The organism is Gordonia westfalica (assembly GCF_900105725.1).
Classification (GTDB): Bacteria; Actinomycetota; Actinomycetes; order Mycobacteriales; family Mycobacteriaceae; genus Gordonia; species Gordonia westfalica.
The window spans coordinates 3,139,266-3,161,338 of sequence record NZ_FNLM01000034.1 but is presented as its reverse complement, the minus strand read 5'-3'; the positions used below and the strand labels follow the sequence as shown (position 1 = coordinate 3,161,338).

The window sequence follows — 22,073 nt, the reverse complement described above, 5'->3', positions numbered from 1 at the left end:
GTGTGAGGCGGCAATGTGTCGACGCCGATATTCGACGCCGATTTCTCCCTGTTTCCGTTTCCAGTTCGGAGTGATCTCGCCCGATGCCCCTTGCCCCGTCGTTGAACGCCCCGTCGTTGAACAAGGATGAGGTGCGAGCGCTTTTCCGGCTCGTCGGCTCCGCACTCCGGGCGTCACCGTGGGTGGTCGCGGGATTCGTGGCCTGCCAACTCGCGAGCGTGTTCACCTCGCTGGCCCAACCGGCCCTCAACGCCGCGATCATCGACGACGGAATTCTCCGCGGCGATGTGGACACCATCGAATTCGTGGGACTCATGATGGTCGTGGTGGCCGTGGCCAATCTCGTGTTCGCCATCGGAGCCACCTATCTCGCCTCACATCTGTCGGCGAAAGCCGCACGGGATCTGCGGAGCGGGGTCAACGACCGGATCGGCACGTTCACCGATCAGCAGGTCGCGCGGCTGGGGTTGTCCAGTCTGCTGACCAGGTCCACCGGCGATGTCGGACAGATCCAGGGTTTCCTGTTCATCGCCCTCACGGTTGTCGTGACCGCTCCGCTGATGCTGTTCGGTGCGCTGGTGCTCTCCGTCTCGCAGGCATGGCAGATGGCCCCGGTGATCCTCGTCGCCGGGCTGCTCCTGGTCGTGCTGGTCGGTCTGCTCGTACGCCGCCTCGTACCGTGGGCCGGTCGCCTCCAGCGCCGGCTCGACGTCATCAATCGGGTGTTGCGCGAACAGCTGCGCGGGATCGCGGTGATCAGGACGTTTCGGCGCGAGGACCGCGAGCGGGCCCGGTTCGCCGTGGAGAACGACGAACTCACCGACGTGGCGCTGCGGCTCGGCCGGACCCAGGTGTTGCTGCTCCCGACCGTGACCGTGGTGTCCAATCTCGCCGGGGTGGCGGTGGCCGCCCTGGGCGCGATCTTCGTGGACCGGGGTCAGATGCAGGTCGGCCAGATCGCGGCCGCTGTCGGATACCTCGGCCAGATCCTGCTCGCCGTGTCGTTGCTGACCGTGGTCGCCGGTGTCATCCCGCGTGCGGTCACCAGCGCGGGCCGCATCGTCGAGGTACTCGACACCGAGGTGCTCGAACCCGGTGACGCCGGTGACGATGCGACATCGCCCGCACCCGCCGTGGTCTTCGACTCCGTGACCGTCGGGTTTCCCGGCGCCGACGCCCCGGCGGTCGACGCGGTCTCGCTGACGTGCGCCGCCGGTACCGTCACCGGTCTGCTGGGCGGGACGGGCAGTGGGAAGTCGACGCTGCTCTCGTTGCCGTTGCGGTTCGCCGACCCCGACGACGGCGCGGTGCGGTGGGACGGCGCGGACGTGACCGGCCTGGCACCGGCCTGGGTGCGGGCGCGGACGGCGTTCGTCGGGCAGGGCGCCTCGCTGGTGACCGGTACCGTCGCCGACAACCTGCGGATCGGACGGCCCGGCGCCACCGACGCCGAGCTGTGGAAGGCCCTCGAGGTGGCCGCGGCCCACGACTTCGTCGCCGCGCGCCCCGGCGGACTGTCCGCCACGGTCTCCCAGGAGGGACGCAACTTCTCCGGAGGTCAGCGTCAGCGTCTGGCCCTGGCCCGCGCGATTCTCCGCCGGCCCGCGCTGTATGTGCTCGACGACCCGTTCAGTGCGCTCGACGTCGACACCGAGCAGCAGGTCATCGACAACATGCGGCGCGCGCACCCGGAGGCAACGGTTCTGATCGCGGCGCAGCGGGTCTCGTCGGTGCGGCACGCCGATGTCATCGGTGTGCTGGAGGACGGCCGTCTCGTGGCCGTCGGCACCGATGACACCCTGCGTGCCGACAGCGAGATCTACCGCGAGATCGCCCACGCGCAGGCGGTGACCAATGCCTGACACGGCCCGGCGGGACGGCTCGCTGAAATGGTTGATGCGGCAATTGCATCTGAGTCGTGGACGCGCGGTCGCGATCTCGCTGTTCGCGGTCACGGCATCGTTGGGTGCGGTCGTCGGACCGATCCTGTTCGGCGCGATCACCAACGTGATCGTCGACGGGACGACCGGCGCCGACGGCATGGACTGGGACCTCCTCTGGACGCTCCTCGGCGTGCAGACCGTGATCTATCTGGTTGTCGCCTGCCTCACGTTCGCACAGGGACAGATGCTGACCATCGCGGTGCAGCGATCCGTGGCCGGGCTTCGCACGCGAATCGAGGACAAGGTCCACCGGCTGCCGCTGCGCTACTTCGAGTCGAACAACCGCGGCGTGCTCGTCAGCAAGCTCACCGCGCACACCGACAATGCCGCCACCGTGATCGCTCCCGTGCTGGTCACCGTCCCGACCAACGTGCTGACGCTTCTCGTGGTGACGGTCGTGCTGTTCGTCGTCTCGCCGCTACTGGCGGTCGTCGCGCTCGTCGCCGCACCGGTGTCCGCGGCGGTATCGGTGGTCATCGCGCGTAAAGCCCGACCGTTCCTGGAGACCCGGTGGACCACCACGGCCGCACTCACCGGGCACATCGAGGAGGAGCTGAGCGCGCGGCGCATGCTGCAGGCGTACAACGCCGAACCCCTCGCCCGACGCCGTTTCGATGCGCTCAACGGGAAGCTGTTCGGTTCGACGCGTTCCGCACAGTGGGCCGCCGGCACCCTCGCACCCGTGCTCGGCGCGATCAACGCCGTCGTGTTCCTGATCCTCGCGGTTCTCGGCGGCATCATGGTCGTCGACGGGGCCCTGAGCCTCGGCGCCGCGCAGGTGGCGGTGATCTTCTCGCAGCAGCTGTCGTCCGCGGTGCGTGAACTGGCCGGATTCGTCACCAAGGTGCAGTCGGGAACGGTCTCGGCGAACAAGGTGCGCGAGGTGCTCGACGAGCCGGAGGACGTCGGGCCGGGTGGTGGCGAGGCGGACAGTGACGAGCCGGGGAGCGACGGGCCGGGCGATGCCGGGCGTCATCGTCGCCCACCGGAGATCGTCTTCGACGAGGTCGCCTTCGCCTACGACGAGAGCACCCCGGTGCTCGGCTCCGTGAGCTTCCGGATGGCGCCGGGCACGACCACGGCGATCGTCGGTTCGACCGGGGCGGGCAAGACGACCATCACCAACCTGCTGCAGGCCTTCTACCGCCCGACCGCCGGGTCGATCACCATCGACGGGGACGACACCGCGGACCTCGGTCCGTTGCGGGTTCGCGACGGGATGGCGGTGGTGACCCAGGAGCCGTGGCTGTTCACCGGAACCGTCCGCGAGAACATCGCCTACGGGATGTCCGACGACGGCGCCGTCGACAGGGCGGTCCACGACGGTCACCTGGATCAGATCGTGGCGACGCTGCCGCAGGGCATCGACACCGTCATCGGCCAGGAGTCGGAGAATCTCAGCGCCGGGGAGAAGCAGCTCGTCACCGTGGCCCGTGCGATCGCGGCGTCGCCCCGCATCCTCATCCTCGACGAGGCGACGAGCGCGGCCGATCCCCGCACCGAACTGCTCGTGCAACGGGCGCTGCAACGTCTGCGCGCCGGCACGACGACCCTGCTGATCACCCACCGGATGGCCACGGCCGCGCTCGCGGATCAGATCGTGGTTCTCGAAGACGGGGCGATAGTGGAGGCCGGCTCCCACGACGAGCTGATCAGCGCCGGCGGCATCTATGCACGCCGCTGCGGTGTCGACCTGGCTTCCCGATCGAAGTGAATCGACAGAGGTCAGCGACTTTTCGCGCGCGTGATGATCTGCCCTGTGGAACGAATTGATGAATTCGTCCCATTTTGGATGAAACACACGACCAGCGTGTGAAAGACCACGTAGATGAAAACTTACCGAACCGAAAGTTACGGTTCGGAAGGTTGCGGTGCTCGGTGTTCGGATTTCGGCAACCGGTGGTTTGGGCGCCCGTGGCACGCTATTGCCGATACTCCACGGAAACGTTGCAGCGACGTTGCTAATGGCCGTTCTGTTGCGAGGTTTAATGGACGATCGTCCCACTGGATTCCATTGTTCGTATTAGTCGACCACTTTGACCTGCGATTTTCTGGAATTGGGGCGAAGTTCAACGAACATTCGTGACAGGTACCGCGAAATAATCGAGACATAGTCGAGACGGATATGTAATCTCTGTCTCGAGCCGTCGCACAGGTGGGAGCAGGCGGTCGAATCGAAACTTCTCACCACGGACGAAGGAGTTCTCATGAGCACAGGAATTGGCGATTCCATCGAAGATGCCGTCACCGACGCGATCACCGAGGCGATCCTCGGTGTGTTCACCGGTTCGCTCGAGAGCGGTTCTGACGAGCCGGCCTAGATCGACCGCACTTTTCGAATCGCCTCACCGCTTCGGCTGTGAGGCGATTCGCGTTGGTGGCCAAGCGAGGGTGGGGTCGAGAGCGTCGGGGCAGTCGAAAGCGTCCGGGCGGTTGAATGATCAGCGGTGCGTGTCCGCCGGACGGCCCGACGCGATACGGTCCATCAGACACGAATCCAACGCCCGCCCCGGGGTCAATCGGGACTCGACGAGGAGGAATGCATGAACCAGCGTCTGCGCAGGTGCGGCGCCGCGATCGCGGTCGCGCTGGGCATCGGGCTCACGATGTCGGCCACCGGAGTGGCGGGCGTGGCCGGGGCGGCACCGAATCTCGTGGTCCCGGGTTCGCCCACCGAGCGGGTCACGAACATCGTCGTGCACTCCGACGCGATGAACAAAGACATCCCGCTGACGGTCATCAAACCTGCCGATGAGTCCAAGCCGCGTGGTGTCCTCTACCTGCTGAACGGTGCGGGCGGCGGCGAGGACGGCGCCAACTGGCTGGCGAAGACCGACATCGTCGAGTTCACCAAGAACAAGAACCTCTACGTCGTCATCCCCAACCAGGGTCAGTTCAGCTACTACACCGACTGGGAGAAGGCCGATCCCGAGCTCGGCGTCCACAAGTGGTCGACGTTCCTGGGCAAGGAACTGCCGCCCGTGTTCGACGCGAACTTCAACACCTCCGGGCGCAACGCGATCGGCGGTATCTCCTCGTCGGGCACGTCGGTGCTGAACCTCGCGATCGAGCATCCGGGTCTGTACGAGGCCGTCGGCTCCTACAGCGGATGCCCGACCACCGCCGACCCGTTCGGGCAGAACAGCATCCGTCTCGTGGTCGAGGCGCGCGGAGGCGGCGACGCCAGAAACATGTGGGGTCCGTACAACGGAGCCGGCTGGCGCAAGCACGATCCGGTCATCAACGCCCACAAACTGCGTGGCACCAAGCTGTACATCTCCAACGCGACCGGGCTGCCCGGGCCGTACGACAGCCCGGAGTACGTCAAGAAGACGGACACCCTGGCCGACCAGATCCTGGTCGGTGGCGTGATCGAGGGCAGCACCATGGCCTGCACCCTGCAGCTGGTGAACCGCCTGCAGCAGTTGAACATCCCCGCGACCGTCGACCTCCCGACGGTCGGCACCCACTCGTGGGGGTACTGGCAGGACCAGCTGCACCGCTCGTGGTCGTTCTACGAGCGGGCGCTTCGCTGACCCGCACCTCAGCGGGGAGGAGTTCGCTCACTCCTGGTGGGAACGGGGTCAGTTGAAGATCACGGTCTTCCGGCCGTGAACGAGGACGCGGTCCTCGAGGTGCCAGCGCAGTCCGCGGGACAGGACGAGCGTCTCGATGTCCCGTCCCTGACGCACCATGTCGCTCACCGAGTCGCTGTGATCGACCCGGATCACGTCCTGTTCGATGATCGGCCCGGCGTCGAGGTCGGCGGTTACGTAATGGCACGTCGCGCCGATCAGTTTGACGCCTCGGGCGAACGCCTGGTGGTACGGGCGGGCACCGATGAAGCTCGGCAGGAAGCTGTGATGGATGTTGATCGCGCGGCCGGCCCAGGCGTCGCACAGCTTCGGCGGCAGGATCTGCATGAACCGGGCGAGGACCACCGCGTCGGGCTGATAGCCGTCGACGATCCGGGCGAGTTCGGCGAAGGCCTCCGCCTTGCGCTCGCCGCCGAACGGCACATGATGGAACGGGATCTCGAAACGGGTTGCCAGCTCTTCGAGTTGGGGATGATTGCCGACGACGGCCCGGATGGTCGCGGGCAACTCGCCGCGATGTGCACGACCCAGAAGGTCGATGAGGCAGTGGGTTTCCTTGCTGACCAGCAGAACGACGGACTTGGTGTCACGTGAGTCGGTGAGGCGCCACTCGGTTTCCGGGCCGAGTTCGGCGGCGACCTCCGCGGCGAAGCGCGCGCGCAGTTCGTCGGCGCTGAACGACACCTCGTCCGCGCGGATCGCCTGGCGGGTGAAGAACCAGCCGGTGTCATCGTCGGAGTGGTACCCGGCCTCGGTGATCCAGCCCCCGATCTCGGTCAGGAAGGCCGAGATCCGGGCGACGATGCCCGTCCGGTCGGGGCAGCCGAGCGTCAGCACGTAGCGGTGCTCGGTCTGGTCAGTGGGGGTCGTCTGTCCGCTTGTCACGACTGTCAGTGTGCCAAGCTCGTTCCTGTGACGAACACGGACCTGCGGCGTAGCGACGTCGCCGCCATCATCGACCACACACTTCTCAAGCCCGAGGCCACCCGCGCCGACGCGGAGGCCACCGTCGCCGAGGCCGCCCGACTCGGTGTGTTCGCGGTGTGCCTGTCGCCGTCGATGCTGCCGATCGACACCGGCGACCAGCGGACCTGCGTGGTCGCCGGCTTCCCGTCGGGTAAACATCACTCGCTGGTCAAGGCCGCCGAGGCGCGGCTCGCGGTGGACTCCGGGGCGCACGAGGTCGACATGGTGATCGATGTCGGCGCGGCGGTCGACGGCAGGTTCGACGAGGTCTTCGCCGATGTGCTGACCGTGCGTGAGGCGGTCGGGGACTCGACGCTGCTGAAGGTGATCATCGAGTCCGCGGTCCTGCTGCAGCTCGCCGGCCCCGACACGGTGACCGAGGTGTGTCGTCGTGCCGAGCTGGCCGGCGCGGGGATGGTGAAGACCTCGACCGGTTTCCATCCCGCCGGCGGTGCGAGCGTCGAGGCGGTTCGCCTCATGCGTGCCGCGGTCGGCGACCGCGTCGGGGTGAAGGCGAGCGGCGGCATCCGGACGGCCGAGTTCGCCGGCGAACTCATCGCCGCCGGCGCCACCCGGCTCGGTCTGTCGTCGTCAGCGACTGTGCTCGACGGTTTTCCCGAGTAGCAGGTCGGCCATCACCAGGTCGGCGTTGATCGCCGCGCCGGCCGACACCCCTTCACCCATCGCGACGGTGACCACCGCGTTGAGCGTGGTGTTGTTTCCCGCCGCCCAGACGCCGGGAATCGCGGTCGCGCCCATCAACCCGGTCTCGATGACGCCGCCCATCGGGGTCTGCGCCAGAGTGCCGCCGAGTCGTTCGTAGAGGTCGCCGCGCACCACGAACCTCGGTGCGACGACGACGGCATCGGCCTTGAGGACGGTGCCGTCGGCCAGTTCGACGCCATCGAGACGTGCGGAACCTCCCTCATCGCGGACACGCAGCCGTTCGGCCGAGGTGTCGATGACCGGCACCCCGGCCGCGGCGAGGTTCGCGCGATCCTGCTCGGCGAGGGCATCCGCAGCATGCGCGACGAGGGTGACGTCGTCGCTGAGCTGTGCGAACAGGAGTGCCTGGTGTGCCGACATGGGGCTCGTCGCGAGCACCACGATGCGGGAACCCCGCGCCTCGTAGCCGTGGCAGTACGGGCAGTGCAGCGCGTCGTGTCCCCAAAGTTCGGCCACGCCGGGGATGTCGGGGAGTTCGTCGACGAGACCCGTCGCCAGAAGGAGCCGTCGGGCGCGCACGGTTCCGCCCGACGCCAGCGTCAGGGCGAACCGGTCGCCGTCCCGGCGGGCGTCGACGACCGTGTCGGAGCGGACCTCCCCGCCGTACCCGCGGACCTCGTCGCGGCCGCGCGCCAGGAGCTCCAGGGGTGAGATGCCCTCCTGCCCGAGGACGTTGTGTGCGCCGTCGGCCGGCGCGTTGCGGGGTTCGCCGCCGTCGATGACGACGACGGAGCGCAGGGAACGGGCGAGTGTCGTCGCGGCGCTCAGTCCCGCGGAGCCGCCGCCGATGATCGCGACGTCGTGGAGATCGGCGGGCCGCGCGACCCACAGCCGACGCCCGGCGGTCAGGGTGAGATCGGCGCGCCGATGCAGAGAGGCGGGATCGTCCGGGTCGATCAGGGAATCGAGTAGTGCGAGTTCGGAATCGGTGAGGTCGTCCGCCAGGCGGTGCCGGAACTGGCTGAACCAGTGGACCGCATACCGGGCGACGGTCTCGTTCGGTCCGGTGCGTGCGACGCGGATGGTTTCCTGGTGCAGCACGTCATAGCCTGCGGCGCCGAGGGTTTCGGTCCAGTCGGCGAGGGCCTCCCACCCGGCGTCGGCCGCGGCCTCGTGGCAGCGGTCCTCGAGGGTGCCGAGCGCGGTGTCGGCGTCGGGGGAGAACCGGGGCAGCCCGGCCATCTCCACGATCGCCACGACCCCCCGCGGAGCCAGCGCGGACGCCGCCTCGCGAAGCAGCGCCGCCGGGTCGGTGACATGGTGCAAGGACAACGCGGCCCAGATGACGTCGGGGGAGCCGAGCGGCGGCAGACCGTCGTCGAGGTCGGCGACGACGGTGGCCGACCGCCCGGCGAAGCCACCGGCACCGGCTCGTTCCTCGACGAGTGCGGTCATCTCGGCGGAACTGTCCACGGCGAGGAGCTGCGCATCGCCGAAGTTCCGGGAGAGCGCCTCCGTGCCGGTGCCGGTCCCCGCGCCGAGATCGACGATTCGCTGCGGCGCCCGACCGAGGCTTCGGGTGATCACCGCGGCCGCGTCGTCGACGTAGCTGCCGAGGAGCTCGGCATCGAGGTCGAGCGCCGACGCCAGGTGAGCGTGATCGTGATCGTGGTGATGGGAATGGTTCATGCCATCGACGGTAGCGCGCCGATGCGCAATTGGCATACACTCTTGCCTATGACGCAAGAACTCGACGCGGTGGTCCGGCAGCGCATCCGTGGACTCCGGCTGGCGAAGGGCTGGACCCTCGACGCACTGGCCGCACGGTGCTTCCTGTCCCCTTCGACGCTGAGTCGTATCGAGACCGGTCATCGGCGAGTCGCACTGGACCAGCTGGTCCCGATCGCACGGGCGCTGGGCACCACGCTGGATCAGCTCGTCGAACCCGCCGACGACACCGACGTCGTCATCCGGCCGCAGCCGCACACCGCCGAGGGGATGACGATGTGGCTGCTCTCGAGGGAGAACAGCCCACAGGGGGTGACGGTTGCGAAGATGCGGTTCGAACGCGAGCAACCGCTCGACGACCTGCGGGTACACCCGGGTCGGGAATGGTTCACGGTGCTCTCGGGCACGGTCCGTCTCGTGCTCGGCGACCGCACGATCATCGTCCCGGCGGGGGACGCCGCGGAGTTCTCGACCATGATCCCGCATGCGATCTGCGCCGACGGAGGTCCCGCGGAGGTGCTCTCGATCATGGACCACGCGGGCGAGCGCGCCCACATGCCGTCCGCCACGACGATTCCCGACGACGCCCAGCTGTGAATCGTTCGCTCCGATGAACGACCGCCACCGATCGGTAGGCTTGACCAGGTGATGACTTCTCAGAGCCCGGTGAACCGACGTGTCGTGCTCGCCGCGGCCGGGGTCGGCGTGCTCGGTGTCGCGGTCGCCGCGTGTACTGGTTCCGACGCCGGCTCGGGCGGCGGCCGACCTGCCGAACCGAAGGTGCACTTGACCTTCACCCCGCCTCTCGACGGCGAGGCGCCCAGCCCGATCGCCGAGATCTCGGTGCAGGCCGAGGACGGCACACTCAACCCCGACGTCAAACTGACCAATCCGCGCGGGCGGGTGGTGAACGGCCGGCTCTCGGAGGACCGGACGAGCTACACCATCGCCGAGCCCCTGGGATACGGCACCGAATACACCTGGAGCGGAACGGCTCTCGGGGTCGACGGCAAGACGCTGCCGGTGGCCGGGAGCTTCACCACACTCGAACCGTCGAGCCAGCTGAACGTCGTGGTCAACATCGGCGACGGTCAGGAGGTCGGCATCGCGGCGCCGATCATCCTGAAGTTCAACGGGACCGTCGAGGACAAGGAGACGGTGGAGCGCGCCCTCACCGTCACCACGACGCCGCAAACCGAGGGATCGTGGGCGTGGCTCGGCGAGGACAACGGCTCACGCGTGCACTGGCGTCCCCGGGAGTACTGGGCGCCCGGCACCAAGGTGCACATGGACGCCAAGCTCTACGGCCTCGATCACGGCAACGGCGCCTACGGCGCGGCCGATGTGACCAGCGATTTCTCGATCGGGCGCGCCCAGGTCGTGAAGGCCGTCGAATCCTCGCACCGCATCGTCGTGATGCGCGACGGCGCCGAACTGATGACGCTGCCCTGCAGCTACGGCGGCGGCGACCTCGACCGCAACGTCACCCGCTCGGGGATCCACGTCGTCACCGAGAAGTACGACGAGTTCTTCATGAGCAACCCGGCCGCCGGTTACTTCAACATCCGGGAACGCTGGGCCGTGCGCATCTCCAACAACGGCGAGTTCATCCACGCCAACCCCGAGACGGTCAACGTCCAGGGCACGGCGAACGTCACCAACGGCTGCATCAACCTGTCCGAGGCCGACGCCGAACGCTACTTCCAGGTGGCCGTCTACGGCGACCCGGTCGAGGTCTCGGGTACGCGAATCCCGCTGTCGGAGGCCGACGGTGACATCTACGACTGGATCTTCGACTGGGAGACCTGGCAGGGCATGTCGGCGGTCAAGGGTGAGGTGACGGAGTCGTCGGTGCCGGCGACGCCGAGCGGCGCCCCGACCTCCAACGTTCCCGCGCCGCGTTAGCCCGTCTTGATGTTCCGTCGCGCGGACGCCTGATCGCGCGGCTTGAGCACGATCAGGTCGAGGTTCACGTGCGGCGGGCGGGAGGCCACGAAGCCGATGACCTCGGCGACGTCGTCTGCGGTGAGCGGGGTGAGGCCCTCGTAGACGGCGTCGGCGCGTTCCTGATCGCCCTCGAAACGCACCAGCGAGAAGTCGGTCTCGACCATGCCCGGCGCGATCTCGGTGAGCCGCACCGGCTGGCCGAGCAGCTCATAGCGCAGGGTGCGGTGGGTGATCGCCTGGGCGTGCTTGGCCGAGGTGTAGCCGGCGCCGTTGTCGTAGGCCTCCAGGGCGGCGACGGAGGTGATGGCGACGATCAGTCCGTCGCCGGATGCGATGAGCGCGGGGATGAGGGCCTTGGTGATCCGTAGGCTGCCCAGGACGTTGGTCTCCCACATCCAGCGCCAGTCGTCGAGGTCGGCGTCGGACACCGGGTCGAGTCCCTTGGCGCCGCCGGCGTTGTTCACGAGGACGTGGACGCGGTCGAGGCCGTCGACGAAGGCGGCCACCGAATCCTCGTCGGTGACGTCGAGCTGCTTACCGGTTCCGCCGATCTCGGCGGCGAGTGCCTCGACGCGGTCGACGCGTCGCGCGCCGACCACCACGTGGTAGCCCTGCTTCGCCAGCCGGCGAGCGGTCGCGGCCCCGATCCCGGAACTCGCTCCGGTGACCACGGCGATCGGTCGCTGATCCGAGGTCTGGGCGGTGGCGTCGGTGCTGGTGTCAGAGCTCATGGGCCCACCTTACGACCTGTCGCGACCCTCACGACACCGCCCGACGACGCCCGGCGTGCACACGCGCACTGCTACATTCGTCCCATGCGTGGGGGAGTGATCCCGGCGGCGCTGCAACTGACGTCCACTCCGGCGGCCGCGGTCCTGCATGCGATCCGGGTCAGTGGGCCGGTTACCCGGGATCAGCTCGCCTCGACGACGGGCCTGTCCGCCGCGACGATCAACCGCCAGGTCCACGCGCTCGCCGCGCACGGCCTGATCGCCGAGCGCCCAGATCTCGCTGGGCCGAAAACCATTGGACGACCCAAGAATCCGCTGACCATCGACCGGGACTCGCTGTGCGTCGCGGGGATGCACATCGGTGCCCGGCGCGCGGTGCTGGTCATCGCCGATCTCGGTGGTCGTACGCTCCACAGCCATGCCGTGCTCACCCCTTCCGGTGACCAGCAGAAGGCGATCGAGCAACTGTGCGAGCAACTCGCCGAGCTCGCCGGCAGGTTCAGCGGACGCCGGCTGCTGTGGGGCGGTGTGGCCGTCGGCGGTGCGGTCGACGCCGAGACGGGTGTCGTGAATCACCGGGTTCTCGGGTGGCATCAACTCGCGGTGGGCGCAACCCTTGCGGCCCGCCTCGACACCCCGTGTCGGTGTGTGAACACGTGGAGGCGATGGCCGCCGCGGAACTGCTGCTGGCCGGACCGCGCGACGAGTCCGGGACCGGCCTGTTCTTCTACGCTCGCGAGACCGCCGGTATGGCAATGACTCTCGAAGGTCGCGTGCACGTCCCGGAACGCGGCGCCGGGACGATCGCGCACCTACCGGTCTCCGCGCCGGTGCTCGCTCCCGGGCTCACCCGCGTCCGGCTGCAGAACGTCATCGGCGACGACGCGGCACTCGCGGCCGCGGAGCGTCTGGGCATCGACCCGGATTCGTCCCGCATCGTCGACGAACGCGCGCGGGTCCTCGGCGAGGCGGTCGCGCTGATCCGGGACGTGATCAACCCCGACTCGATCGTCGTCGCCGGTGATGCGTTCTCGGCACACCCCCGTGGCCTCGCGCCGGTGCAGGCGGCCTTCGACGAGGCCTCGACCCTCGAGTGGCCGCTGGAGATCGCGCCGTCGAGATTCGGTGTGCACGTTCAGGAGAGCGCCGCGGTCGTGGTGGCGCTGAGCGTGATCTACGCCGATCCGATCGCCGCGGTCGCCACTCTCTGAGCGGGGGGCGTCGTTTGCCGACGGACCCGCGTGTGTGCCGAGCGGGCGTTCATCACCTACGGTGGGGATCATGACCCTGCCCCGCGATGTGTCCGCCCGGCTCGAGGTGCGCATCGACGACGCGACCGAACTCGAGATGCAGATCACGGTGGCCAAGCTCGCCGGCCTGCAACTGCACGAGGAACTCAAGATCGAACTCGACGGCAGTGCCGTCGCCGTGGAGGAACTCGTCGCCGACCACGGGTCCCGAATCCACCGGATGCAGCTCGATCGCGGACTCCTGACCATCGACTACACCGCCGAGATCCTCACCCCCGCGGACCCGATCCCGGTGGAGAGCACCGACCGGTCGCTGTATCTGCGTCCCAGCCGATATGCCGAGTGCGACAAGTTCTTCGGGTTCGTCGCCGGACAGTTCGACCTGTCGCTGCCGGAGGGTGAGCTCCTCAACCAGGTCGCGGCCTTCGTCGAGCAGCGGCTCAGTTACATCCCCGGCGCCAGCGATCCGATCGACGGAGCGGCCGACACCCTTCTCGCGGGTGCGGGCGTGTGCCGCGACTACGCGCACCTCGTCGTTGCGCTGCTGCGTGCGCTGAACATTCCCGCACGGCTCGTCGCCGTCTACGCGCCGGGATGCTCGCCGATGGACTTCCACGCCGTCGCCGAGGCGATCATCGACGGCGAGTGGGTGGTCGTCGACGCCACGCGTCTGGCCCCGCGGCAGTCGTTCGTCCGCATCGCCACCGGGCGCGACGCCGCCGACACCGCTTTCCTCGACAATCACCGCGGCACGATCACGCTGAACAACTACGCGGTGACCGCGACCGTTCGCGGTGAGCTGCCCTATGACGACGCGACCACCCGCATCAGGATCGGCTGAGCCGGCTCAGGAGCCGAGGGCCGCCCGCCGCTCGGTGGCCACGAAGTCGAGAACCGCGGCGACGTCGTCGGTGTCCTCGATGCGGAATCCGGCGGCGGTCTCCCCGTCACCGACCTTGATGCCGATGTCACCGGCGTCGGGACGCAGGTGCGCGAAGGCCTTCTCGTCGGTCACGTCGTCGCCGAGGTAGATGACGACGTCGCAGTCGAGACTCTCCCGCAGGGTGTCGAGCGCATGTCCCTTGCTGGTCTCGATGACCGCGAGTTCGAGCACGCTCTTGCCCTCGGTGGCATGCACGCCCTCCCATGAACCGGGGCCGGACCGTGCACATTCGAGGGCCGTCACGGCGTCGTCGGGGGCGGCGTTGCGGACGTGCAGCACGGCGCTCGCCGGTTTGGTCTCGACCGTCGAACCGGGGAATCGTGCTGCGATGCTCTGCAATTCGTCGATGATCCGGACGAGCAGGGCGCGCGCGGCGTCGGTCACCTCCACCGCGAAACCGGTGTCGAACTCGCTACCGTGGCTCCCGACCAGCGTCACCGGTGGGCCCAGGCCGGAAAGGTCTGCGAGGACGGCGAGCTCGCGTCCGGAGATCACCGCGACCTCGGTGTCGGCGAGGGCCGCCGACGCCTCGAGGGCGGTGATCGACGCGGGTTCGGGTATCGCGTCCTCCGGGCGTGACACGATCGGCGACACGCAGCCGTCGTAGTCCGACGCGACCAGCAGCCTGCGGGCACGCGCGGCCGCGCCGAGGGCTTGGCGCAGATCGTCGGGAATCCCGGTGTCGCTCATGCGTTGTCGTCGGATGCCGCGTCGGACTCGACGTCCGAGTCCACCAGGTGCACACCGCGGTTCGGTTCCAGTTCGGTCTCCGAGTTCTCCCCGAGCGTGCCCAGGAAACTCCGGGCCCACTTCTCGACGTCGTGGGCGAGCACCTGCCGGCGCAGCGCACGCATGCGGCGTCGTCCCTCGTGTTCGCTCTGGGTCACCGCGGCCTCGATGGCGTCCTTGACCCCGTCGAGGTCGTAGGGGTTGGCCTGATACGCCGAACGCAATTCGGCTGCGGCGCCGGTGAACTCGCTGAGCACCAAGGCGCCCCCGAGGTCGCTGCGGCAGGCGACGTACTCCTTGGCGACGAGGTTCATGCCGTCGCGCAGGGGTGTCACGAGCATGACGTCGGCGGCTACGAAGAAGGCGATCAGCTCATCGCGCGGCACCGGTCGGTGCAGGTACTGCACCACGGGCCGGCTCACGGTGCTGCTGTGGTTGCCGTTGATGTTGCCGACCAGCTGCTCGATCCCGGCCCGCATCTGGATGTAGCTCTCGACGCGTTCGCGGCTGGGCGTGGCGAGCTGGATCATCACCGTCTCGGACGGGTCCAGGCGCTTCTCGGCCAGCAACTCCGAGATCGCCTTGAGGCGCACGTCGATGCCCTTGGTGTAGTCGAGACGGTCGACGCCGAGCATGATCGTCTTGGGATTGCCGAGTTCCTTACGGATCTCCGCCGCCCGGTCCCGGATCTTCTTGGTCTTGGCAAGCGCGGCGAGCTCACCGGAGTCGATCGAGATGGGAAACGCGCCGACACGAACGGTGCGGAAGCCGACCTGCACCACGCCGAAGCGCGAACGCACGCCGACGGTGCCCTTGCTGGTCGCCTGGCCGGCGAGGCGGCGGGCGAGGAAGAGGAAGTTCTGTGCGCCGCCGGGCAGGTGGAAGCCGATCAGGTCGGCGCCGAGGAGACCCTCGACGATCTCGGTGCGCCACGGCAGCTGCATGAACAGTTCCACCGGCGGGAACGGGATGTGCAGGAAGAAGCCGATCTTCACGTCGGGCCGCAGCATGCGCAGCATCTTGGGGACGAGCTGCAGCTGGTAGTCCTGCACCCACACGACGGCGCCGTCGCCGGCCGCCTTCGACGCGGCCTCGGCGAACCGCCGGTTCACCTCGACATAGGTGTTCCACCATTCGCGGTGGTACTCGGGTTTGACGATGACGTCGTGGTAGAGCGGCCACAGTGTGGCATTGGAGAAGCCCTCGTAGTACTCGGCGATCTCCTGGGTGGACAGCGGCACCGCGTGGATGTCGATGCCCTCGATGTCCGGGGGATTGTCGTCGGAATCGGGGATACCGGACCAGCCGACCCACGCACCGGTGTTGGCTCGCAGGATCGGTTCGAGAGCGGTCACGAGGCCGCCCGGACTCCGCTTCCAGTTGACCGTGCCGTCGGGGAGGATCTCCTTGTCGACGGGCAGACGGTTGGCGACGACGACGAACTGTGCGCCGTCAGCCGGCGCAGCCCGGTTGGGCCCGTCCCCGGTCTCGTTGTCGCGGGCGGGGTCGTTCCCGGTTCCAGCCGGTCGCGGCGTCACCTGATCAGGCGTTCTCGCCCGGTGCGATCCCCAGCATTGCGAGCAGCATCCGGCACTCGTCGGCGTCGGTGGCGTAGGCGGCCACGACGCGGCGCGCCGAACTGGCGGTCTCGTCGGCTACCGGTTCCAACTCTTCGTCGGCGATGTCGGTGGTCTTCGCGGGCATGTGAGTCCCCTCGTCGTACGGGCGGTGTCGCGTGCGGCCCGGGGGCCGTGCGGGCTGGAGCGGCCGATGAACGGCGCGCCCGATTCGCCAGTCTACCCGGGTGATGGTGGTGCTCAGAACCGCCGCGGTGGCGGAGGCCACCGCCGGTTCTGGCGGATCGCGCGTCCCTCGCGGGCCTCGCGTTGTGCGAGGAGGCGGCGTCGCAGGCTCCAGTCGGGCCGCGGCGGGAGCTGGGGCCGGCGCAGCTGCCGGGCGACGAACTCACCGAGGGTGACGCCGGCGGCGAGTGCGCAGCCGATGGCCAGGGCGTTGGCGATCCAGGTGAAACCGCTCAGTGTCTGTTCGCTGAGGATGCCGTACAGGCCGCGATAGACCGCCAGACCGGGCAGGAGCGGGGTGATGCCGGCGACCGCGACGACCAGCGGCGGCGTCAGCGCGCGACGGGCGAGGAGACCACCGACGAGGCCGACGAACGCGGCGGCCATACCGTTGGCGATCACGTCACCGATCGAGGTGAAGGTCGCCGACGCCGCGACCGCGGTGCCGATGAGACCGCCGAGGAACGCGACCCCGAGCGCGCGGGTCTCGGCGTAGCTGGCCAGGGCGTAGGCGCAGGCGGCGAACGCGCCCGCGGCCACCCGGATCGGCAGTTCGACCGCTTCGAAGCTCGTCGTCGTGGTGATCGTCGGGAGGAAGATGCCGACCGCCTCGAGCAGGCGGATGGCCACGCCGACGCCGGCGATGATGCCGCCGGTCATGAGCAGGAGTTCGAAGAACCGGGCGACGCCGGTGATCGGGGCGCCGGTGATGGCGTCCTGCACCGAACCGACGAGCGACAATCCCGAGAGCAGCACGACGATGCCGGCGGCGATGACCTGCGACGGCGCTATCTGCACCCCGAGCCGCTCGGCCGCGCCGAAGACCAGGGCGGCCGGGACCACCGCGATGAACCCGCCGACCAGCTGCTGGAAGAAGACGGGCGTGCCGATGCGGTTGAGGTTCCGGTTGACCAGGACGATCGCGACCGTGGAGAGGAAGGCCAGCGCGGCGACCAGGTACTGACCACCGAGCAGCACGGAGATCCCCGACGCCATCGCGCCCCACGCGAGCGTCGCGACCCAGTGCGGATACGGGTGCGGGGCGGTGATGATCTCGTCGACCATCCGGTGCGCGGTCGAGGGTGTGATGCCGGAGTCACGGATGCGTCGGACGAGCCGGTCCACCTGGGCGAGCCGGGTGAAGTCCATCGAGCGGTAGTAGACCTGCTCCATGGTGGTGATCGGCGGGAGCGTGGCGCCGCGTCGGGCGCTGACGACGATCGTGTTGTACGTGACGTCGACGTCGACGTCCTCGAGACCGTAAACGCCTGCGACGAACTTGATCTGGGTCTGGGTGTCGATCGCGCCGGTACCCGAGTCCAGCAGGACGGCGCCGATCTTGGTGGCGAGGTCGAGGACCTCGGTGATCGCCGCGACGTCGAAGGGTTCGATCGGTTTGCGCGGCGACACCATGATGCTGCCGGGCTCGATCGTGTCGATCGTCGCCTGCCGGGTACCGGTGAGTCGACGAAGCGCGCGGCCGAGGAACTCGCGCACGCATGCCTCCTTGGGTAGGTAGAGAATTCGCCTGGGTCGATCTTGGCCCGCTGTCGATCTTGGCCCGCTGTCGATCTTGGCACCGAATCGAACTCCGATGTGAACCACCCGGACGCGGCGGATCTCACGCGGCGCCGCGAGCCGGCTGCGGCACTCTAGGATCGCGGCATGTCCTCAGTGCAGATCAACGGTCCCCGCGACGGTCACACCCGCAGTGCGACGGTGGCTCCCGGCAGTCTCGTCTTCACCGCAGGCGCCGCGCCGATCGACGAACAGGGCGTCACCGTCGCCCCGGGCAACGTCTGTGAGCAGGCCCGTCAGTGCATGGCGAACCTGCAGACGGCATTGGCCGAGGCCGGCGCGTCGCTGGACGACGTCGCGAAGGTCACGGTCTTCGTCGCCGAACATCTGCAGGCCGACCTCGTGGTCGCCTGGGATGCGGTGACCGAGGCCTTCGGCGACCACAAGCCGGCCGGCAGCCTGCTCGGTGTGTCGGTACTGGCCTACGACGACCAGTTGGTGGAGATCGAGGCGGTGGCCGCCATCCCGGCGTGACCGGGTCCGTTTGGGTCGGGCGCGGGCGCGGTGGATATACTCGCGCACGCACGCCTCCTTAGCTCAGTGGTAGAGCACTCGCCTTGTAAGCGAGCGGTCGACGGTTCGAACCCGTCAGGGGGCTCGAATCGCCCTCGTCCGGGCCGTCTCGGAGTCCAAGGACCCATTCGGCCGGGACGCGGGTGATCATTTCGATCCGCTTCGCCAGCGCGACGACGTCGCGCGGACGCTGACGATCAGTCTCCCAGCCGGCGAGCGATCCCGGCTTTACTCCGAGTGCGTCAGCGAATCCCCGCTGGTCCAGCCCTGAAACCGCCCGCGTTTTGCGGATGCGGTCACCCAATGTCCACGTCGGAAAGACGTGTTCCCCGTGGTGTGCGTCTGCAGTCATGAACAAAGCATGGCATACGCAGGCAAACCGGGGCAATACTCAATTTCTGTGATTCACATTGCCTGCCGTCGTTGACATCACCTATCGCAGCATGCTTGGTTTAGACCCATGCAAACAAAGCATGCTGCGGATGACAGGCTCAGCGTAGGTGAAGCCGCCGGCCTCATCGGAATCTCTGTCGACACGCTAAAACGCTGGGAACGAGCCGGTCGGATCTCTTCGACCCGCACTCCCACCGGGCACCGCCGCTTCCGTCGCTCCGACGTCGAGGCACTCCTCACCGATCGGGCGGAATCGGCATGAGCCCCACCGAGCGCGCATCCGCGCTCCGCTCCACATAAGACCCCCGTCGTTCGGCCGTGTTCGATGGGGAAGGCCGGGCGGCGGGATTTCCACCCTCAGAAGGGAATCCAGCCCAATGTTGTTCGATTTCGTGTTCCGCCATCTCGGATTCTGCACCGTCGTCGCGTTCTTCGTCGGCGCCGGAATCCTCATCCTGGTCGACCTCTCCCGCTCCGCATTCGGTGGCGACCTCGACCCGCTGACCGTCCACAAGGGCGAGATCGTCGAGGTCGACCAGTGAGCAACACGATGAACTACCGCGGCGACTGCACCGAGTTCGACCCGGAGCAGATCCTCGGCCCCGACGTGCACGGCGCCTACTACCGGATCGTCGACGCCGACTACGACCCTGCCGCCGACATGACGAAGCGGACGTTCAAGCCCATCCCGCCCAGCGAACTGTTCGGGGGCCAGCGATGAGCGCCGGCGCGGTCGAACTGATCCGCAGCATCCGCCAGCAACAGCCCGACCTGAGCGTGATCATGTCGATCCAGCCACACCCCGAGGGCGGGGTGGTCACCGCCGTCACCGTCCTCGGCCTGCCGAGCAATCGGTACCCCGTGACGCGTGAGGGGGACTACGGCGACGAGTACATGCTGTCGGTCCATGGCCCGGACCAGCGGGACCCGAAAGCGTCGCTGTCGGTCACCCGCTACCACGACGACAACGTCGTCGCCGCGTTGCAGACCGCCCTGGACTACATCGTCGCCCGGTCAGGGTCGGCGCAGTGACCTCGGCGTCGCGCTACGACAGCGCCAACATCCCGTCGAACATCGCCGACACCCCAACCTCGGAGCAGATCGCAAGGCGGCGGGAGGCCATCGGTCGCTCGATCGAGCAACTCGGCGACGCGTGCGCCCGCAAGGGCGTCGACTTCGCGATCGTCCAGACTTCGCTCGTCGGGACGCCCGCCCGCCGCATCGCCATCACCAATCAGCGCACCGGCGAACGCATCTCGATCCACGGTGAACTCCTCGACGTCATCGACACCGCCCGTGACCGGTTGAACCGAGAGGACTGGGACCGATGATCGCTACACGCGTGATTCTCCGCGGGCCGAAGGCCACCCTCGACGAACTCGCAGCCTTCGTCGCCGAGGCACGGCACCGCGGTGTCGCCGGTGACGCCGCGATCCAGTTCCGCGGCGCGACCGGTCTCGGCGCGTTCGCCGCGTTCTCCGTCGACGTCCCGGCAACCACAGATGTCCCCCGGGACCGCGGAGCCGGGGAAGCGGTCGCGGTCACCTCCGACCTCGCACGCACCGTCGCCCGCGAGCTGATTGACGGCCCACCGCCTGCGATGGAGGAAGTGGCGGACGTTCTCACCGGTCTCGCAGACCAGCTCGACGGCGGTCAGTCATGAGCGAGCGTCTGACGGTCCAGGTGGCCGTCGCTCCCGACGAGCTGCGCGAGTGGGCCGGGAAGCACGCCGATTCCGGACACGCGGGTGTCGCGCACGTCCTGTACGAGGCGGCATCCCGCTACGAGAAGCTGATCGAGGTCGCGACCGCGCCCGTCGGCCAGCGGATCCGCACCGACTTCCTCACCCAGGCAGAGGTTCTGCCGTGCCCCGAGGGCTGGTCGTGGACGGTCGTCGAGTACCCCGCGTACCACCGGGCGTGCCAGGACGGAATCCCCACGCTGCACCTCGAGTACGGGTGCGACGACGACGTCGAGTTCGTGTACCTCGTCGGCCGCCACGACCTGGCGACGGAGATGGCACCGTGAGCCTCGCCGACATCGATCGCCAGCAGTGGGGGACCGACGAGCGCCGCGCCCAGCGCGCGGAGCGTCGCGGCGGCCCGCACCCGGACGACGTCATGCCCGACGTCGACCGCAACCGGCACCTGCGGATCGCGAACGGGCGCCCCGCATTCGAGCTCGCCGACCTTCCTCGCAGCAAACAGCACGGCATACCGGCGGTCCGCGAAGACCTCATTTCGTTCTGCCGCCAGCACCCGGGTCGGTGGGTTCGGTACAACGCCGCCGGCGCCGAGGACTCCACCCCGACGGCGCTCCGACACCAGGTGCGTCGCGCCACCGGTGGATTCACTCGCGGATTCGAAGCTGCGCTCCGCCAGGCCGGTTCTGAAACACCCAGCATCTACGTGCGGTATGTGCCGCCGATCGGCGGTGATCACCGGTGAATTCGATCAACTCGACGGTGTTCGTGCCCGGTCCCGGCCAGTTGAAGCGGTGCCGCGGCTGCTCGGAGCTGATGTTCTTCGCCGTCACCCGCGACGGCCGGTCGATCCCGGTCGACCACAAACCCGCTTCGGACGGGAACCTCGCGGTCGCGCCGCTGCAGGACGGCGAGAAGCTGCCCCGCGCGACGGTCGTCACCCCCGGGCAGGCCGCCGGTATGCGGGCTGCCGGCGTCCCGGTGTTCTCCCCGCACTTCGCGTCCTGCCCCGAAGCCGATTCGTTCCGCCGCCGCGGCCGCGCGCGCGGCGCCCGCCAGAAAGGACGGCCCCGATGACCTTCGGCCGAGTCCGCTACGAGGACATCGACAACCGCACGCAGGAGGCGAGAGCCGTGCAGGTCGGCGGCGACGTCCTGAGGGACGGCCGCTGGGTCGTCATCCACAAGGACGACGGCACCCGGACCGAGATCCCCGAGACGAACGTCATCTCCATCGACTACCCGAAAACGAAAGGCGACGACCAGTGAACACCACCGCCGCAGACCAGCCCACCGCCGAGCGCAGCCAGTTCGCCGAGCGCGACAACTTCCGCGACCTCACCCCGTACGAGGAAGCGATCCTCCACGGCATGACGAAGCCCGCCTACTTCCCGGGCCGTGGCTACTTCATGGTGCAGGGCGTCTATCAGGGGTACGCCGACGACCGCGTGATCACCCACCGCGACGGCACCGTCGAGGCTATCCCGGACCCGCGGATCGCCCGCACCGAACGACGCCGCGCGCGGAACAAGGCGGGCCGGAAGTCACGCCGCATCAACCGGATTCGGGCACGACGATGAGTGTCCG

At 68.4% G+C, this 22,073-nt stretch carries 26 protein-coding genes, 1 tRNA gene and 3 pseudogenes; 21 read left to right on the top strand and 9 right to left on the bottom strand.

Annotated features, from left to right (window positions below; translation table 11 throughout):
* Window positions 1–83: 83 nt before the first annotated feature.
* The 3 genes from BLU62_RS19920 to BLU62_RS19910 all read left to right on the top strand — a co-directional run bounded on the left by BLU62_RS19920 (window position 84) and on the right by BLU62_RS19910 (window position 5,479).
* Complete coding sequence (locus BLU62_RS19920) at window positions 84–1,862, top strand: ABC transporter ATP-binding protein (protein WP_074851659.1); 1,779 nt, start codon at window positions 84–86, stop codon at window positions 1,860–1,862.
* Window positions 1,855–3,657, top strand: coding sequence for an ABC transporter ATP-binding protein (locus BLU62_RS19915; protein ID WP_074851657.1), 1,803 nt, complete (start codon window positions 1,855–1,857; stop codon window positions 3,655–3,657). Before BLU62_RS19920 ends, BLU62_RS19915 begins: the two co-directional genes overlap by 8 nt.
* Before the next feature lie 829 nt (window positions 3,658–4,486).
* Entirely contained in the window at window positions 4,487–5,479 is a 993-nt protein-coding gene (locus tag BLU62_RS19910; RefSeq protein ID WP_074851655.1) for an alpha/beta hydrolase, read from the top strand.
* A gap of 48 nt (window positions 5,480–5,527) precedes the next feature.
* Here the strand turns inward: BLU62_RS19910 and purU are convergent, their stop codons facing one another.
* Entirely contained in the window at window positions 5,528–6,424 is an 897-nt protein-coding gene (gene purU, locus BLU62_RS19905; protein ID WP_074851654.1) for a formyltetrahydrofolate deformylase, read from the bottom strand.
* A gap of 27 nt (window positions 6,425–6,451) precedes the next feature.
* On the opposite strand from purU, the gene deoC reads away from it, so the two are divergent.
* Window positions 6,452–7,129 (top strand): deoxyribose-phosphate aldolase, encoded by a 678-nt coding sequence (gene deoC, locus BLU62_RS19900; RefSeq protein WP_074851652.1) that lies wholly within the window; start codon window positions 6,452–6,454, stop codon window positions 7,127–7,129.
* On the opposite strand, the gene BLU62_RS33945 is transcribed toward deoC, so the two are convergent.
* Together BLU62_RS33945 and BLU62_RS33940 are read right to left on the bottom strand one after the other, a co-directional pair.
* Window positions 7,097–8,080, bottom strand: a complete 984-nt coding sequence (locus tag BLU62_RS33945; protein ID WP_244278377.1) for an NAD(P)/FAD-dependent oxidoreductase — start codon at window positions 8,078–8,080, stop codon at window positions 7,097–7,099. The genes deoC and BLU62_RS33945 overlap by 33 nt on opposite strands.
* Before the next feature lie 339 nt (window positions 8,081–8,419).
* A pseudogene (locus BLU62_RS33940) lies at window positions 8,420–8,860 on the bottom strand (class I SAM-dependent methyltransferase); the annotation flags it as partial.
* A 48-nt stretch (window positions 8,861–8,908) separates the two neighbouring features.
* On the opposite strand from BLU62_RS33940, the gene BLU62_RS19890 reads away from it, so the two are divergent.
* Both BLU62_RS19890 and BLU62_RS19885 read left to right on the top strand, forming a co-directional pair.
* Window positions 8,909–9,496, top strand: coding sequence for a helix-turn-helix domain-containing protein (locus BLU62_RS19890; RefSeq protein WP_074851648.1), 588 nt, complete (start codon window positions 8,909–8,911; stop codon window positions 9,494–9,496).
* Between the two features lie 51 nt (window positions 9,497–9,547).
* Window positions 9,548–10,804, top strand: a complete 1,257-nt coding sequence (locus BLU62_RS19885; RefSeq protein ID WP_074851646.1) for a L,D-transpeptidase — start codon at window positions 9,548–9,550, stop codon at window positions 10,802–10,804.
* Here BLU62_RS19885 and BLU62_RS19880 read toward each other — a convergent pair.
* Window positions 10,801–11,577, bottom strand: coding sequence for an SDR family NAD(P)-dependent oxidoreductase (locus BLU62_RS19880; protein WP_074851644.1), 777 nt, complete (start codon window positions 11,575–11,577; stop codon window positions 10,801–10,803). The two genes, BLU62_RS19885 and BLU62_RS19880, sit on opposite strands and share 4 nt — an antisense overlap.
* 84 nt (window positions 11,578–11,661) lie before the next feature.
* On the opposite strand from BLU62_RS19880, the pseudogene BLU62_RS19875 reads away from it, so the two are divergent.
* Window positions 11,662–12,788, top strand: a pseudogene (locus BLU62_RS19875) (ROK family protein).
* 70 nt (window positions 12,789–12,858) lie between these two features.
* Window positions 12,859–13,668 carry a transglutaminase-like domain-containing protein gene (locus BLU62_RS19870; RefSeq protein WP_074853032.1) on the top strand — a complete coding sequence of 270 codons (810 nt, stop codon included), beginning with the start codon at window positions 12,859–12,861 and terminating at the stop codon, window positions 13,666–13,668.
* Between the two features lie 6 nt (window positions 13,669–13,674).
* On the opposite strand, the gene otsB is transcribed toward BLU62_RS19870, so the two are convergent.
* From otsB to BLU62_RS19850, 4 genes are all read right to left on the bottom strand, one after another.
* Window positions 13,675–14,460, bottom strand: a complete 786-nt coding sequence (gene otsB, locus BLU62_RS19865; RefSeq protein WP_074851642.1) for a trehalose-phosphatase — start codon at window positions 14,458–14,460, stop codon at window positions 13,675–13,677.
* Window positions 14,457–16,037, bottom strand: coding sequence for an alpha,alpha-trehalose-phosphate synthase (UDP-forming) (locus BLU62_RS19860; protein WP_074851641.1), 1,581 nt, complete (start codon window positions 16,035–16,037; stop codon window positions 14,457–14,459). Before BLU62_RS19860 ends, otsB begins: the two co-directional genes overlap by 4 nt.
* Before the next feature lie 4 nt (window positions 16,038–16,041).
* Entirely contained in the window at window positions 16,042–16,203 is a 162-nt protein-coding gene (locus BLU62_RS33060; RefSeq protein WP_167544023.1) for a hypothetical protein, read from the bottom strand.
* Window positions 16,204–16,316: 113 nt separating this feature from the next.
* Window positions 16,317–17,798: a threonine/serine exporter family protein gene (locus BLU62_RS19850; RefSeq protein WP_074851637.1), complete on the bottom strand. Its 1,482-nt coding sequence runs from the start codon at window positions 17,796–17,798 to the stop codon at window positions 16,317–16,319.
* 168 nt (window positions 17,799–17,966) lie between these two features.
* Here BLU62_RS19850 and BLU62_RS19845 point away from each other — a divergent pair, with 168 nt between their 5' ends.
* A complete protein-coding gene (locus BLU62_RS19845; protein WP_074851635.1) occupies window positions 17,967–18,353 on the top strand; it encodes a RidA family protein in 387 nt (128 codons plus the stop codon).
* Window positions 18,354–18,405: 52 nt separating this feature from the next.
* Window positions 18,406–18,477, top strand: a tRNA-Thr gene (locus BLU62_RS19840).
* Between the two features lie 87 nt (window positions 18,478–18,564).
* Here BLU62_RS19840 and BLU62_RS34960 read toward each other — a convergent pair.
* Window positions 18,565–18,744, bottom strand: a pseudogene (locus tag BLU62_RS34960) (helix-turn-helix domain-containing protein); the annotation flags it as partial.
* A 108-nt stretch (window positions 18,745–18,852) separates the two neighbouring features.
* Between BLU62_RS34960 and BLU62_RS19835 the strand changes: the two are divergent.
* From BLU62_RS19835 to BLU62_RS19790, 11 genes are all read left to right on the top strand, one after another.
* Window positions 18,853–19,047 (top strand): MerR family transcriptional regulator, encoded by a 195-nt coding sequence (locus BLU62_RS19835; RefSeq protein ID WP_074851633.1) that lies wholly within the window; start codon window positions 18,853–18,855, stop codon window positions 19,045–19,047.
* 115 nt (window positions 19,048–19,162) lie between these two features.
* Window positions 19,163–19,327 (top strand): hypothetical protein, encoded by a 165-nt coding sequence (locus BLU62_RS32940; protein WP_159441569.1) that lies wholly within the window; start codon window positions 19,163–19,165, stop codon window positions 19,325–19,327.
* A complete protein-coding gene (locus tag BLU62_RS19830) occupies window positions 19,324–19,506 on the top strand; it encodes a hypothetical protein (protein WP_074851631.1) in 183 nt (60 codons plus the stop codon). The genes BLU62_RS32940 and BLU62_RS19830 overlap by 4 nt, the downstream gene beginning before the upstream one ends.
* Entirely contained in the window at window positions 19,503–19,817 is a 315-nt protein-coding gene (locus BLU62_RS19825) for a hypothetical protein (protein ID WP_074851629.1), read from the top strand. The genes BLU62_RS19830 and BLU62_RS19825 overlap by 4 nt, the downstream gene beginning before the upstream one ends.
* Window positions 19,814–20,116, top strand: a complete 303-nt coding sequence (locus tag BLU62_RS19820) for a hypothetical protein (protein WP_074851627.1) — start codon at window positions 19,814–19,816, stop codon at window positions 20,114–20,116. The genes BLU62_RS19825 and BLU62_RS19820 overlap by 4 nt, the downstream gene beginning before the upstream one ends.
* The gene (locus tag BLU62_RS19815) at window positions 20,113–20,448 is read left to right on the top strand and encodes a hypothetical protein (protein ID WP_139180057.1); all 336 of its coding nucleotides are present in this window, start codon (window positions 20,113–20,115) and stop codon (window positions 20,446–20,448) included. The genes BLU62_RS19820 and BLU62_RS19815 overlap by 4 nt, the downstream gene beginning before the upstream one ends.
* Entirely contained in the window at window positions 20,445–20,813 is a 369-nt protein-coding gene (locus BLU62_RS19810) for a hypothetical protein (protein ID WP_074851623.1), read from the top strand. Before BLU62_RS19815 ends, BLU62_RS19810 begins: the two co-directional genes overlap by 4 nt.
* Window positions 20,810–21,232, top strand: a complete 423-nt coding sequence (locus tag BLU62_RS19805) for a hypothetical protein (RefSeq protein ID WP_074851621.1) — start codon at window positions 20,810–20,812, stop codon at window positions 21,230–21,232. The genes BLU62_RS19810 and BLU62_RS19805 overlap by 4 nt, the downstream gene beginning before the upstream one ends.
* The gene (locus BLU62_RS19800) at window positions 21,229–21,564 is read left to right on the top strand and encodes a hypothetical protein (protein WP_074851619.1); all 336 of its coding nucleotides are present in this window, start codon (window positions 21,229–21,231) and stop codon (window positions 21,562–21,564) included. The genes BLU62_RS19805 and BLU62_RS19800 overlap by 4 nt, the downstream gene beginning before the upstream one ends.
* Window positions 21,561–21,755, top strand: a complete 195-nt coding sequence (locus tag BLU62_RS19795; protein ID WP_074851615.1) for a hypothetical protein — start codon at window positions 21,561–21,563, stop codon at window positions 21,753–21,755. The genes BLU62_RS19800 and BLU62_RS19795 overlap by 4 nt, the downstream gene beginning before the upstream one ends.
* Window positions 21,752–22,066, top strand: a complete 315-nt coding sequence (locus tag BLU62_RS19790; RefSeq protein ID WP_074851614.1) for a hypothetical protein — start codon at window positions 21,752–21,754, stop codon at window positions 22,064–22,066. Before BLU62_RS19795 ends, BLU62_RS19790 begins: the two co-directional genes overlap by 4 nt.
* Window positions 22,067–22,073 lie beyond the last annotated feature (7 nt).